Here is a 13,727-nt window from a genome sequence, read left to right on the forward strand (position 1 = left end):
ACTGTTCATGCATCCTTACCAATCACCTCTTACTTGTTCTGGTTTGGTCCTGTGTGGGGCAAGCTCACATCCCACTATCAATACAAATGGCAGATGTACCGGCAGAAGGTCCGGGCTTTCAGTCTGGTCTTCTGCCTCTATTGCGCGAAAGAGAAAGGCAGGAGGAAGAGGGCGCGTGGCTTCAACACACATTCCTTTCGAGAAACAGACCCCGGTTCATCCGCATGAACGCATTACGCTGGAGACCGGCGCAACACCTGTTGCAACACGTGTTATTGATTTGCTTATCCCTGTCGGATTTGGACAGCGAGCGCTGGTCGTCGCTCCGCCACAGACAGGAAAAACGACCATTTTACGCCAGATTGCAACGGCGGTCCAACAGAATTATCCCCGAACAAGTCTATATCTTTGTCTGGTTGATGAGCGACCAGAAGAGGTGACGGAATGGCGCTCTGAGATTCGTGGGCCAATGGTGCATGTCTATGCATCCAGTTTCGATCAGCGCTCATCGCGACATGGTTATGTTGTTGAGCAGGCGCTGTTCGATGCCAAGCGCGAGGTAGAGCAGGGCAACAATGTGATTATTCTGCTGGATTCGCTGACCCGGCTGGCTCGGGCGCATAATCTCAATACTGAGATGTGGCGCGGAGGCGGACGCAATGCACGGGGAGGTCGAACGCTCTCCGGTGGGATCGACGCACATGCGCTGGAAATTGGCAGACGGGTATTTGGGGCGGCCCGAGCGCTGGAACAGGGCGGAAGCCTGACCATTATCGCAAGCTGTCTTGTCGAGACTGGAAGCCGTCTGGATGAAGTCGTCTATGAGGAATTCAAAGGGACCGGAAACCTGGAAATCAGGCTCTCGCGTGAGCTGGCTGATCGACGCATCTTTCCCGCTATTGATATCAGTGTTTCCAGTACACGGCAGGAAGAGCGGCTCCTTTCTTCAGATGAGCTGCGAGCTGCCTCCATCATTCGGCGGCGTATGGCGGATCTGCCACGGCGCGATGCAAATGAACAGGCGCTGCGCCTTTTTGAGAAAACCTCAACCAATGCTCAACTTGTGGGAGCAATTGTACGCCAGGGATGATATACTACGCTATATGCTTGATGTCTATAGATGCAATCAGCGAAGATGCAGGAGATGATACATGCGTTGTCCGTTTTGTGGCAATGTGAATCAGGACACCGCTACTGTTTGTCCTCGTTGCGGTCGGCTCCTGATTCAGCCGCATTCTCCCCGACCGCAGATGCCAGTACCACCAATGCCTCAGTCGTTCGCTCCTCCGCCTCCCCGGCAGCAAGCCGTGCCGCCTGAAGCTCCTTCGGTCGCTGCCCGCAGCGCCAAGCGTCGTCTGGGCACTCAACGGGTTGAAGCGCCTGCTCCAGTACGTCTACCGGTACAAACTCCCCCGGTTGCTCCTGATCCGCCCGCACCTTTCCCTCCGAAGACGGTCGGACAGTTGCAAGCGCTGGCACAGGGCGCGCTGGAGTATCGGGTTGTTGACGATACGGTAGCGTATGGACGGAAGAAAGTTGTGCGTATTGCCTATGCGCACTGTGCGCAGTGGCAGCAGGTCGCGACTCTCTACAAGGCGCTGAGAGCGTATCGTTCAGATGCCTATGATATTCTGGTGATTCAGGGGGTCCATCCCCAGGAAGACAGAGCCTATACTTATACCAATGGGCAGATAGAATATAATCGTAATGTTCGCCTTGGGAGCGACCTTATCAGTCGCTATGAGATTGAGACTGGAACCGGGTTTGAAAGCGATGCGCTGCGCATTGTGTTGACCGAAAAATAGGGCCTCTCTATTGAAGTAGAACAATGAAGTAGAAAAGAAGATGCAAGCTGTAGATATTATCGCGAAGAAGCGGGATGGGCGGATTCTCTCTGCGGAAGAGATCCGCCACTTTATCGAACATTATACACGAGATCAGATCCCTGATTATCAGGTCGCGGCGTGGTTGATGGCCGTGTACCTTCAAGGCATGAACACAGACGAAGTTCATGCGCTGACCTCCGCTATGGTTGAGTCTGGTGAGCAGTTGCGTATACGCGATACACTTTCACCTGTAGTTGATAAACACAGCACCGGAGGAGTCGGGGATAAAGTGACGCTGGCGGTTGCCCCGTTGGTCGCGGCCTGTGGTGTTGCTGTGGGGAAGATGTCCGGGCGCGGATTGGGTCATACTGGTGGCACGCTCGATAAGTTGGAGTCGGTCCCTGGTTTTCGAGTAGAGCTTTCACAGCAAGAGTTCCTCGATACGCTGCAAAAACATCAGTTAGTTCTGGCTGGGCAGTCACAGGAGTTGGCTCCTGCTGATGGCAAGCTGTACGCCTTGCGTGACGTTACGGGCACTGTTGGGAGCCTGCCACTGATAGCATCCAGTATTATGAGCAAAAAGCTGGCTATTGGCTGCTCTCACCTGCTGCTAGATGTCAAGTTCGGGAGCGGCGCGTTGTTAAAACCGGTCGAACAAGCACGTGAGCTTGCACAGATTATGGTTGCGATCGGAAAACAGGCGGGTATGCATACGGTCGCGACGCTGACATCGATGGCGCAGCCGCTTGGGGCTGCGATCGGGAACGCACTGGAACTGGCTGAGGCTATCGCTATTTTACGCGGAGAAGGGCCTGCCGACGTCCGCGAACTCTGCTATTATGAGGCTTCGGAGTTACTGGTAATGACCGGAAAAGCCCCGAATATGGAGGAAGCGCACCAGCAGGTAATGCAGGTAATCCTGCGAGGCGAGGCTGTCGCGAAGCTTGCCGAGGTCATTGCGGCACAAGGGGGCGATGGCAGCATGATTGAGCGGCCCGAAAAGCTTCCCGCGGCCCCTGCTCGCCTGATAGTGAAAGCGCCCCGTAGTGGCTATATTGCGGCTATCGAGGCTGAACAGATGGGAAGAGCCAGCATGCACCTGGGAGCAGGCCGGGTCAGAAAAGGGGAACCGATTGACCACCGCACCGGCTTTGTGCTTCAGGCAAAGATCGGCGACTATGTGCATGCCGGGGATGCGTTGCTTGAAATTCATGCTCGCACCGTGGCCGAGGCTGAAGCGATCCAGCCCGCTGTACTGGCGTGTTACGCATGGAGCGAGGAGCCCACACAACCATTGCCGCTTATTTTTGAAACTGTCCATTGATGCTCCTTGCTGGCAATGGGGATATTCTCGAAATACAGTCATGTTTTCTGGGTGTGTACAAAAATGTATGCACCCTTTTCTCTTGCTCGCCTTTCTACCGATTATTGCTTGTTCAAAGTGGAACAATCGAGATATTATTGTTTGCTTTTGTGTAGATCTTTTTTATCTCTATTATACTGCTTACTTGTTGCTAAAATGGATGGTTCCTATTACTATAAATAGAGAACCTGTATTGTGGTAGGGAGGAAGAGAGGTAATGTTACAGGGAAAAAGTGTTATCCCACAGCAGGATGCTTTACTCGGGTGTACTTTGCATGATGGCGAATATCTGGTGCGACGGGTCCTTGAGTACGGCAATGAGTGTAAGACCTACATGGGAATACATACCACACTGCATATCCCCTTTGCGCTCAAGCAATCCCGGGCCGATAGTCCTTTGCCGGAGACCGTCATAGCGGAACTTGATGCCGCGTTACGGGAGCGCTCCCCGGCTCAGCAGTGTGAGCGTACCGCGCGCGAACTTTATTTTCCTTCCAGTGGTGGTGAGTTGACGGATCGCTTTCTCCGCGAGGCGTTATTGCTGACTCGCCTGCATCATGCGGCAATTCCTACCCTCTATGACTATTTTTTTGAAGACGGTTACTGGTATCTGGTGACGGATTATATCCCGGGCACGACACTTAGCGCTTATCTCCGCCATCACGCGCCCCTGCCGCCACTGGAAGCGTTGCACTATGCTATGCAGCTCTGCGATGTGCTGGATTATCTGCACAGACAGGAGCCACCTATTATTTTTCGGGATTTGCAGCCCTCCAATATTGTGTTGACGCCTGGCGGCACACTCATGCTGGTGAATTTCGGCATGGCGCGCTACTTCAAGAAGGGGCAGTACAGCGACACGCAAGATCTTCGGGTCCCCGGTTATGTGGCTCCTGAACAGTATCAGGGCGAGGGGCAATCTGACGGGCGCTCGGATCTGTTCAGTCTGGGCGTACTATTGCACGAAATGATCGGCGGTGAACGGCTCTCTCCGGCGTCGTTGTTGCTCGATGCACCGCGTCAGATTCATGCCGATATCTCGGTTGCGCTACAGGCGTTCATCAATCTGGCAACCCGTTCACAACCGATGTATCGCTTTCAGAATGCGCAGACGCTCTACCTTGCGCTGGATCGTATCTCGACGCTGGAAGAGCGCCGTGCCTATCAGCGCTATGTGCAGAAACTCCGGCAGATAGAGCAGAAGGATGCGGAACAGATGGCCTTCCCAATGGCCTCTATTCCGGCTACAGAACAGGGCTGGAAAGAGCCACAGGAAGAGGCTAGCGATGAGGAGCCAGTGCTTCCCGGGCTGGAAGAACGCTATCTCAGGAGGGAATCGCTGTATCTGGCACGGGTGGAACGGAGAGGACAGCGGAGGGTATCGGCTCAGTTGCCCGCAAATGAGCCAGCACAGAAATCGGAGGCAAAGGAGCCAGAACCGGAGCGGCGTCTGAGCACCGATTCCCTGTTACTCAGAAGAATCGGACATACACAGCATAACATGCGAACTTTGCTCTTGCTCTGCTTTGTTCTGACCATTATGCTGACCTGCATTTTGTTGGTTGTGTTTCTCTCGCTTCAGGAGCAGCCGTGAGCCCGAAATGAAACTGGCTCGCCAACCTTGAGGGAAGCGAGCCAGAGCAATTACTGCTATGAGGCAACTTCTTCAACCTCAAGCTTTTGTTTAGTGGTGCGGAACACGAACTTGTCAGAGACCAGATACTTGTAAATGAAGTTGAGTACAAGGCTGATCGGGTTTGCAATATACTCGTTCAGATGGAGAAGAAGGTGCAGGCCTGAACTGATGATATAGGCCACTAGAAAAGCGGAGAGATTGGCGATCTGTGCTTTGAAGCCTTTGATGATCCAGCCTTTCAAGGTTGTCGGTTTCTGATCGCCGTAGGTAAATAGCTGGTTCAGGACAAAGTTGATAATCGTACCGACCTCAAAGGCTGCCGCGTTCGCTATGAGATATTTCCAGGTGGCATCGTTTCCGAGAAGGTACTGGAAAAGCGCCAGCGCCAGCATATTGACAGGGATACCGATGCCTCCAATAATGGCGAAACGGAGTGCCCGATTCCTATAGAGTTTTAGTATAAGCGTACCCAAAACGATACAAATCCTCTCTCTACTAAAAACACGTTTCTATTTTGATATATATTGTCATCCAGCATTGTATGTAAAAAGGGTAAGATAGCACCGTAATTTTCCGAGAAAAGGACCAGAAGAGGCCCGCAGAGCGCCTTCAGTGCCTATTCTGTCAGCGGGCATTCTGGAATCAAGTACCTGCTTCTTTGAACGTATAAGGCCGTGAATTGGTTGCGAATCGATACTTGATAGTACTTCTACAGTGCCAGAAAATACTTTATTCTCAGCGCCTGGGCGCTCTTTATTGAGCAGGTAAAAAAGAGCGTAGCGCCTGCATGAATGCATCAAAGTTATCGCGCCGCAGGTTGTGACCTGCTCCGGGAATGTGGATATGCTGACACTGTGTTGCTCGCTGAACAATTTCGCTGGCTGTCGCAGGGGTGACAAATCCGCCCCGGCTGACCTCACCACTGAGGAGCAGGATCGGGCAGGAAATACGTGTCACCAGCTCGCGCCAGGGTGTTTCTCGCCAGGGAGCCTGAGCAGTATCGGTAAGTACGGTATAGATATCCAGATTGAAGGCTCGTTGTGCCTCAATCCAGGGTTCAATATCGCTGAGCGCCCAGTTGGGATGTTCCAGGCGTGCCTCTTCCAGCGCCTCTTCTTGTGGCACTGTCTTATAGATCTTTGTGGAAGATTTCCAGGCTTCCAGTTCAATACGCTCGCGTTCTGCGTCGGGCACAAAGTTCTCTTCCCAGGCCGGATCTTCCAGAACCACGCTGCCTACCAGCTCGGGACGCATGGACGCAGCCAAGGCCGCGACATGAGCCCCCATCGAATGGCCGACCAACGTGGGGCGTTCCAGATGCAGATAATCGATCAGTGCAAGCACATCGTTAGCAAGGGTTGTATCCTGAACATCACCGCTCCCGGAAGTCAAACCATGATAGCGAGCATCGGGCATCACCATATCATATTCTGATGCCAGGGCCTCAGCGACATGCTGCCAGCAGCGCCCACTATCGTGGTATCCGTGCAGGAAGAGAATCGAGGGCTTGCCGCTGTTCTCAAGCCGGTAGTAGTGAAGCGAGATGTCGTTCAGTTGCACCGTTTGTGAATTCCATTCACCCATACGGTTTTCACTCCTTTGTAAGGCAAAGAAATAATCGAATGCATGGATAGTATACCGGAAAAGGGAGCCACTGGTTAAGCTTTTTCGCCAATTGTAATATAGACCTCCCAGCGTGGGCCCCGAACCATTTCGGAGCGGCGGCGGAGATTGGCCTTCTCTAGCGGGATGAGCCGCCCGAAACGCGCATCGGGAACAACAATCGTGGTTAGCCCATTCGGGGTATGTGTTCCCTGTTTGGGGTTGCGGCGCAGCGTTGCCGGACCATAGACCAGCATTTGAAACAGGAGCAGGAGCGGCTGAATATAGCCCACTGGTAGCAGGTTTGCCCCTTCTACAATGATGATGCGACCACCCGGGCGCAGTACACGCGCGACCTCAGCTATCGTGTTTGGGTCATAGATATATTCCGAGGGGAAGGTGCTCACAACCGTATCAAAGGAAGCATCACTGAAGGGAAGCGTTTGTGCCGACCCCTGAAGGATCAGACTTGCCGAACCGACGTTACGTTTGCGCAGGGTATCACGGGCCGCTGCTACCATCTGTGGGGAGTGTTCGACTGCCTGACACTGATATCCCTCCGCAAGCATATCGGCCAGCAGATCGCCCAGGCCGCAGCCAAGCTCAAGCACGTCTTTCCCATGCAGGCGCGGCAGGACCTGACGCTGCCACTCGCGCCATTGGCCGGCAAAGGGAACGGTGCTGGCGAAGCGGTACAGATAGCGATTCTTATATAGGGTTTCAAACAACAGTTTACGTAATCTGGGTGTCATGGTCACTCCGTCTCTGGCAAAAGATGCAACAGCTCACTGACTCGCTCGATCATTGCATCTGGTTGCATAAATGGCTTGATCTCATTATATGACGAAAGAGAATACTTCTTCGCCTCATAGCGACCGACAAAGTCGGCCAGCTCGTTCAGTTGCAACGGGCGATCTGGATACTGCTGCTGGAACGCTTGCAGCCTTTCAGGGGGGGGCTTCCAGATGGCTTGTAGCTTCAAGCGTTTGGCGCCGACAACGTCGGCGTAGATGTTATCACCAATCATAATAGTTTCTGCGGGCGAAGCGCCCATTGTCTCCAGGAGAGCGCGAAAGATTGCCGGGTGCGGCTTGCGCAGGCCGTAATCGCAGGAAACAATGACATGGTCAGGGTGGATAGCTTCCAGCAGACCAAGCTTGCTGAGATCTTCAAAAAAGAGCCGCCCACCTTCTTGCCGGTTGGTCACAATGCCAATTTGATAGCCGCGTTGTTTCAGTGTATGCAAGGTAGAGAGCGCATCGTCGTCGAGTTTCCGGGATTCAGGAAGGCGCATCCGAAGGGCTTCAAAGAGCGCTATTGTCTGTTCATCGGTAGGAAGGGGATAGCCGATTTGCTGGCAGGCGGTACGCATGATGTCAGGTGTGCAGGGACTGATCTCGTTCTGGGCCTGTAGCGCCTGCATAATGGCGTTTCCGCGGGCTTCCCGTAGTTTTTGTCCGCTCTCAGGGCCGCTTGACGGGGTGGGAAAGAATTGGGCCAGCAGCGTGGACGCTCGCTGGTTGCCCGCTGCTTCAAGCGCTTTCCAGTTCCTGGTATTTTTGGTCCAGAGGGTATCACCCAGGTCGAAGAGCAGATAACGAATAGCGCGTCCTTCAAAGGAAGAGTTCTGGAGCATACAAGGTCCTGCTTTCTGATCAGTCACGAGGGGAAAAAGAATGCCGCCCCTTCGAGAAGAGACGGCATATTGTAGAGACACTTTCTGGCTTTACGCTTCTTTTTCCTCGGAACTCGGGTTGAGAATGTCATCAATAAGACCGTATTCGACAGACTGCTGTGCGGTCAGGTAGTAGTTACGGTCAGAATCCTGTTTGATGCGCTCGACGGTCTGGCCGGTATGCTTGGACAAGATTTCATACAGGCTGCTGCGCAGGCGCAGAATCTCGCGGGCAGTGATTTCGATATCTGCTGCCTGACCTTCCGCACCACCGAGGGGCTGGTGAATCAGCATGGTGGAGTTAGGGAGTGCATAGCGCTTACCCTTTGTACCGGCGGCCAGCAGAACAGCGCCCATACTCATCGCCATACCCATACAGAAGGTAGAGACGTCCGGGCGGAGCCACTGCATGGTGTCATAGATGGCAAGACCGGCATAGATGCTTCCACCAGGAGAGTTGATGTAGATCTGAATGTCTTTAGTTGCGTCCTCGCTCTGAAGGTAGAGCAACTGTGCGACGACGCTGTTGGCTACCTGATCATCGATTGGCGAACCAATAAAGATGATGCGTTCTTTTAACAGGCGCGAGTAGAGATCCCAGGCGCGTTCCCCTCGTGGAGTTGTCTCGATCACGTGAGGAAGAATACCTCGCGGCTCAAGAAATCCACGGGACTCTTTGATCCATTTTGGATCGCGTGGATTGAATACACTACCCATGTTTGCTCCTTACTATCTATCACGGTGCACTTTCTCTCAATTGAGTGAGAATGCTGTCCGGTTATATAACAACCAAGTGTGCTGAGGAGACCCACGAAAGCGGGGACAGTTGTTAACGTTATGATAGCACTTGAGCGGAGTAAAGGCAAGAAAGCCTTCTTTTGTTACAGCGTATCGACGGAAATAGACATCTTGCCGGTATCTTTCGGCTTTGCAGATGATATACGCAGAAGCAGGGTATTTCCCCACTCCTGCGAAAAAGCAGCCTGGATAGTCAGAGGACAAGCGCTAATGCTTGCGATAGTTGCGCGGGCGAAAATCCTGCGCACCCTGCATCACAACCCGCTCGACAAGGCCAATGTCACCGAGGCGAGAGCGGAGCCGCTCATCAATTGTGTTGAGCCCCTGCGGGTTTGCTGTGATGACGGTTGGCAGGTTGGCATTGTAGCGATAGTTGAGCAACTGGAACAGCTTCTCGTTGGCCCACGGCGAGCTCTGTTGCGCACCCAGATCATCCAGCACCAGAAGGTGGGCCTCTTTCATTTTCGAGAAGCGCTGATCGTATACCTCGGTTGAGTTGGGCGCGAAGGTTGCGCGCAAGTGTGCAAGCAGATCAGGGACCACTGCAAATAGCACAACCGAGCCATCATTGAGCATTTTGTTGGCGACCGCTGCCGCCAGATGGGTTTTGCCACAGCCGTTCGGCCCGACCAGCAGTAGCCAGCCCTGCGGAGCATGCGCGAAGGTATAGGCAGCCTCAAACGCCTCATGCAGACAGGGATGTCCGCCGGGAATATTCGGGTTAAAGCTCTCGAAGGTTTTCTCCCGGAAGGCCCAGAGGTCTGAGAGCTCCAGAAGTTCCTGACGGCGCTTCTCTTCTCGCTCGGCAAGTTTGCAGGCGCAGGGGACAGCTTTCCCGAACGAGGGATGCCCGAAGGGAACATCGACCCGGAGAAACCCGGCACCCCGGCAGCGCGGACAAATCGTTTTCTGGCTGGTTGTGCCGGTAGTGACCGCCGGTGTCACCGCCTTACTGGGAATGAGCGCTTGCTGCGATCGAGGCTGAGGCGCCCGCGAAGTTGGTTTTGGTCGCGTAACTGGAGCTTTGTATTGCTGTCGCTCCTGCCCTTGCGCGTGATTGGTCACAAACTGGTTATTCAAAGGCTGTGTGACACGCTGGCTTTTATACGGTTGCTCTTGTGGCAGCGGTAGTCCGGTGTTACGCGGTGCACGGGATGCAGGGCGGGTATAGGGTTCCTGCTCGACAATGTCGCTCAGATCGCGCGTATTGCGCTGGGCATAGGTATTGTAGTTATTGATATAGGACTGTTTGCCTGGTAGCTCGACAATGGTCTTCTCTTCTGCCTGATACGGCAGATATCCCTGTCCAACCATTTCCCAGTCTCCATGCTGGATTGAGCCGATGGCGTCATCTTCTTCGGGCCATATGTTGCTATACTCATCTACCACATCAGCCTGCAAATGAGGAGTGCTCTCCTCGGGAATATAATCGGGTATCGGGCGGGTCTTCTGGATGGGTTGCGGATAAGAGCGTGTATTGCGATTTTTGGTATAGGAGGGCATCTGAGGAAGATAGTCTTCCTCGTCCTGATACAGCACATCGGCATCCTGCTGATAGGTGTAGTGCGTTTTGGGTGCTATTGGCGGCTGTGCCTTTGGCGGCATTTGCTGCTGTGAGTACTGCTGCGTTGTATGTTGTCCCCGCCGAACGCGCTGCTCTGAAAGGGAATCACGGACAGAGCCCTGCTGTCGGGAGTGCTGCTGGCGGGAGCGATCCATTTGTGTGAAACGCCCCCGTGTTCGTCCAAGAATACTATTCAGGCTTTCCATTTAATGCCTGCCTTCCGTTTCCCAGCGCCGCAAGATGGCGCGAATATAAGACCACTTTCGTTTATTTTGTTCGACAGCCACACGAAACGCCTGCTCAATCCAGCCCGGTGGATAGTGCGTGGCTGCATCTTTGAGTTCATCGGCAACCATAGGTGATAAGAGACCAATATTTTGTTCATATAAGCTGAATATATTCGGTCGTTCTACATGAACTTCAACGTCTGTAAGCGCTTGATTTGATGGAGAAACAAGACCTCTAGATGTAGCATACTCTTCTACTGAAAGAGCAGTTTCTTCTCTCTCGGTATGGACTCGCTGCTCCTGGTCGAGCATGCGAACCGGCACTATCTCACCCCCTTGAAGTTCTTCTACAACTTTCCGACTACGAGCCGTGTTAAAAAAATACCAGTAGATGACTGCCGCCTGATCGCTTCCCTCACTGATCAAGCGGAGATGAGCGCGTAACAGGGTTCCGCGGGCAACGGCAAGCTCTAATCCCTGCTGAAGTCGTTCTTCTGGCGGACGTGGATCGCCACGGCGCCGCAGGCTATGCAGCAGGACCTGATCATGCTGTAGTTCGCGGTCACTGATGCAACGCGGGTTTCCCCGTTTTTGAGCCAGAATCCAGAACAGGTGAAGGGTGACCTTCAGTTCCACCATATCCTCGATTTCTGGCAATACCTGCGTGAAAAAGACTTCAGGTATTGGGATATAGGGATTATTCTTTCCACTTGGAAACCCGACAAATCCAGTCATAAGCTCTACCACCTTTACTTCTTATCCTTCTTCTGTAGGTGGCTGTAGTTCAAGATCAGCAAATCTTGTTTGGCTGGCCTGGAAGAAGAGACTGACATCTCCCACCGGGCCATTTCTATGTTTGGCGACGATAATATCGGCGATATTCCTGCGTTCGGTCTCGGGATTATAGACCTCGTCGCGATAAATGAACATAACAATATCAGCGTCCTGCTCAATGCTGTTATGGACGATGATGTCATTTGCGGTGAAATTGTGCAATCCCTCAACCGTAAGATCATAGACCTTTGTCTGGCCGTTTGGTTCTATGGTAACGACTGTATCCCAGTCGATGCCTGATCCTGGCGCCATTTGAGGAATCGCAATGCGGTCATTGCGGGCAAGCTCATCGAGTCGCCGCCAGCCAGTGGGCGTCAGGAATTTGTGGTTCCCGGTTGCGCGTATGGAGCGTCCGGAGCGTGTCTGTAGACAGAAGACCGGCTTCTCTCCGGTACAGAATGCATTGGTGACTTCCCGTGTCTCTAGCAGCTCTGTTTCTGGATTAAAAGCGAGGACACAGAAGCCTTTTTGCCCGCTCAGTTGCTCAATCGGGCGGGTGATGCCTTCATCAGGGAGATAGACCTGTGTTTCGCCTGCGAGACAGCCCGATTCACGCAGGTCTGAAAGCTGAGGCACCTTGGACTGACGGGTCTCGACGGTACGCGAGAGCTGCGCCAGTGCCAGCACTGGAACATTGAGTTCGCGGGCCAGCCCTTTCAGGTTGCGGCTGATCTCAGAAACTTCCTGCACGCGGTTCTCGTTGCGCTTTCCACCGATATCGGACTGCATAAGCTGTAGATAGTCGACAACAACCAGATCAAGGCCATGCTCAGCCATCAGACGGCGGGCTTTACTGCGCATCTCCATTGTCGAGATGCCAGCGGTATCATCAATAAACACGTTGAGGGAGGCCAGCCTGTTCATGGCCTCAAAAATGCGGTCCCACTCCTCATCCTCAATCCAACCGGTACGCAGGCGCTGCTGATCGATGCCCGCAGCCATTGAAATAAAGCGCTGAACAAGCTGTTCTTTACTCATTTCCAGGCTGAAGATCGCGACGTTTTGTTGATAGCGTGAAGCCGCATTATAGGCCAGACTGAGCGCGAAACTGGTTTTCCCGACTGCTGGACGTGCCGCGAGAATAATCAGGTCCGAGCGCTGAAGGCCGCCGGTCAGCCTATCCAGATCGGTAAAGCCGGTGGGGACGCCGACAATGTTGCCCCGGCGCTCGTGCAGTTGCGTCAGCTTGTCCATATATTCGTCAAGCACTTCGCGGATCGTCGCGAAATTGTTCTGCGTATGCCCCTGGCTGATCTCGAAGATCAATTTCTCAGCCTTATCGAGAGCAATCTCCGCGTCGCTCTCCTCATAGGCGATTGCGGCGATCTGTCCTGCTGCGCTAATCAGGCGGCGTAAAATGGCGGTGCGTTGCACAATGCGAGCGTAATACTCAACATTGGCACTGGTTGGTACCTCATTGACGAGCGCTGTAATGTAGCCGGGGCCGCCAACGGCCTCTAGCTGGTTCTGGCGTTCCAGTTCGTCGCAGATGGTAATAAAGTCTGCCGGTTCCTGCTGCTCGTAAAGCCGCATGATCACGTTATAAATAACCCGGTGTGCATCGCGGTAGAAGTCTTCCGGACGCAGGAAATCGGCTATCTGGACGATGGCATCTGGATCGATAATGATACTTCCAAGAACGCCACATTCAGCCTCGATGTTCTGTGGCAACAGTTTTTCCACGTCTCCACTCCAGCATCTACTGTCAGATTATTGGTACCTTTCAGCGCGAACAGGCGCAAAGAGTCCTGACCGATTCGGTCCGAATCGGCAGAGGGCGCGTGTGAGCTGAAATGGTTTGAGCCTGCTTGCCCTCTGGCTACTGATGAGCGAGGGCGGCGATGGTTGAACTGGTTTTGCCCGGCTACGCAGTAAAGTTCAGATGAAGCGGCTTTTCTCTTTTCTTTATCATATCACATTTTTTCAAATATGTGACGTCTGTTCTATAATTCTTCTGGTTTATCTGGTTGTTTCTGTGAATGCAGACGAGCAAAAAACCTTATGTGCTAAAAAAGTGTACCGAATATTGCCGGTAAAATCAAATAGGTCCTGGCTCTTTGCTGTGTGGATAAGTGACGTGCTGTGAGGGAATTTTGAACAAAAACGGGAGAGAAAAAGAAGTTATCAACCAGTTATCCACCGTAATAGAAGGGTTATCCCCAATTATCCACAGAGTTATCAACAAAGTTATCCACCAAAAAT

Annotated in this window: 12 protein-coding genes; 4 read left to right on the forward strand and 8 right to left on the reverse strand. The window is 53.0% G+C overall.

What is annotated here, in order from left to right; genetic code table 11:
* Positions 1–175 precede the first annotated feature (175 nt).
* From rho to EI42_RS28500, 4 genes are all read left to right on the forward strand, one after another.
* Complete coding sequence (rho, locus tag EI42_RS28485; protein ID WP_170142981.1) at positions 176–1,090, forward strand: transcription termination factor Rho; 915 nt, start codon at positions 176–178, stop codon at positions 1,088–1,090.
* Positions 1,091–1,151: 61 nt separating this feature from the next.
* Positions 1,152–1,805: a zinc ribbon domain-containing protein gene (locus tag EI42_RS28490; protein WP_111326036.1), complete on the forward strand. Its 654-nt coding sequence runs from the start codon at positions 1,152–1,154 to the stop codon at positions 1,803–1,805.
* A 40-nt stretch (positions 1,806–1,845) separates the two neighbouring features.
* Positions 1,846–3,150, forward strand: coding sequence for a thymidine phosphorylase (locus tag EI42_RS28495; RefSeq protein WP_111326037.1), 1,305 nt, complete (start codon positions 1,846–1,848; stop codon positions 3,148–3,150).
* Positions 3,151–3,406: 256 nt separating this feature from the next.
* Positions 3,407–4,783, forward strand: a complete 1,377-nt coding sequence (locus tag EI42_RS28500; protein WP_111326038.1) for a serine/threonine protein kinase — start codon at positions 3,407–3,409, stop codon at positions 4,781–4,783.
* 56 nt (positions 4,784–4,839) lie between these two features.
* Here the strand turns inward: EI42_RS28500 and EI42_RS28505 are convergent, their stop codons facing one another.
* The 8 genes from EI42_RS28505 to dnaB all read right to left on the reverse strand — a co-directional run bounded on the left by EI42_RS28505 (position 4,840) and on the right by dnaB (position 13,208).
* Positions 4,840–5,298: a GtrA family protein gene (locus EI42_RS28505; RefSeq protein WP_111326039.1), complete on the reverse strand. Its 459-nt coding sequence runs from the start codon at positions 5,296–5,298 to the stop codon at positions 4,840–4,842.
* 280 nt (positions 5,299–5,578) lie between these two features.
* Positions 5,579–6,409, reverse strand: a complete 831-nt coding sequence (locus EI42_RS28510; protein ID WP_111326040.1) for an alpha/beta fold hydrolase — start codon at positions 6,407–6,409, stop codon at positions 5,579–5,581.
* A gap of 74 nt (positions 6,410–6,483) precedes the next feature.
* Positions 6,484–7,179 carry a class I SAM-dependent methyltransferase gene (locus EI42_RS28515; protein ID WP_111326041.1) on the reverse strand — a complete coding sequence of 232 codons (696 nt, stop codon included), beginning with the start codon at positions 7,177–7,179 and terminating at the stop codon, positions 6,484–6,486.
* 2 nt (positions 7,180–7,181) lie between these two features.
* A complete protein-coding gene (locus EI42_RS28520; protein ID WP_111326042.1) occupies positions 7,182–8,063 on the reverse strand; it encodes an HAD family hydrolase in 882 nt (293 codons plus the stop codon).
* A 90-nt stretch (positions 8,064–8,153) separates the two neighbouring features.
* Positions 8,154–8,819, reverse strand: a complete 666-nt coding sequence (gene clpP, locus EI42_RS28525; protein ID WP_111326043.1) for an ATP-dependent Clp endopeptidase proteolytic subunit ClpP — start codon at positions 8,817–8,819, stop codon at positions 8,154–8,156.
* 288 nt (positions 8,820–9,107) lie between these two features.
* Entirely contained in the window at positions 9,108–10,670 is a 1,563-nt protein-coding gene (locus EI42_RS28530) for an ATP-binding protein (protein ID WP_211326387.1), read from the reverse strand.
* Complete coding sequence (locus tag EI42_RS28535) at positions 10,671–11,426, reverse strand: DnaD domain-containing protein (protein WP_111326044.1); 756 nt, start codon at positions 11,424–11,426, stop codon at positions 10,671–10,673. It lies immediately after the preceding gene.
* Between the two features lie 21 nt (positions 11,427–11,447).
* Positions 11,448–13,208 carry a replicative DNA helicase gene (gene dnaB, locus EI42_RS28540; RefSeq protein ID WP_111326045.1) on the reverse strand — a complete coding sequence of 587 codons (1,761 nt, stop codon included), beginning with the start codon at positions 13,206–13,208 and terminating at the stop codon, positions 11,448–11,450.
* Positions 13,209–13,727: the final 519 nt, after the last annotated feature.

The sequence above is a fragment of the Thermosporothrix hazakensis genome (genome assembly GCF_003253565.1).
GTDB classification, from domain to species: Bacteria; Chloroflexota; Ktedonobacteria; order Ktedonobacterales; family Ktedonobacteraceae; genus Thermosporothrix; species Thermosporothrix hazakensis.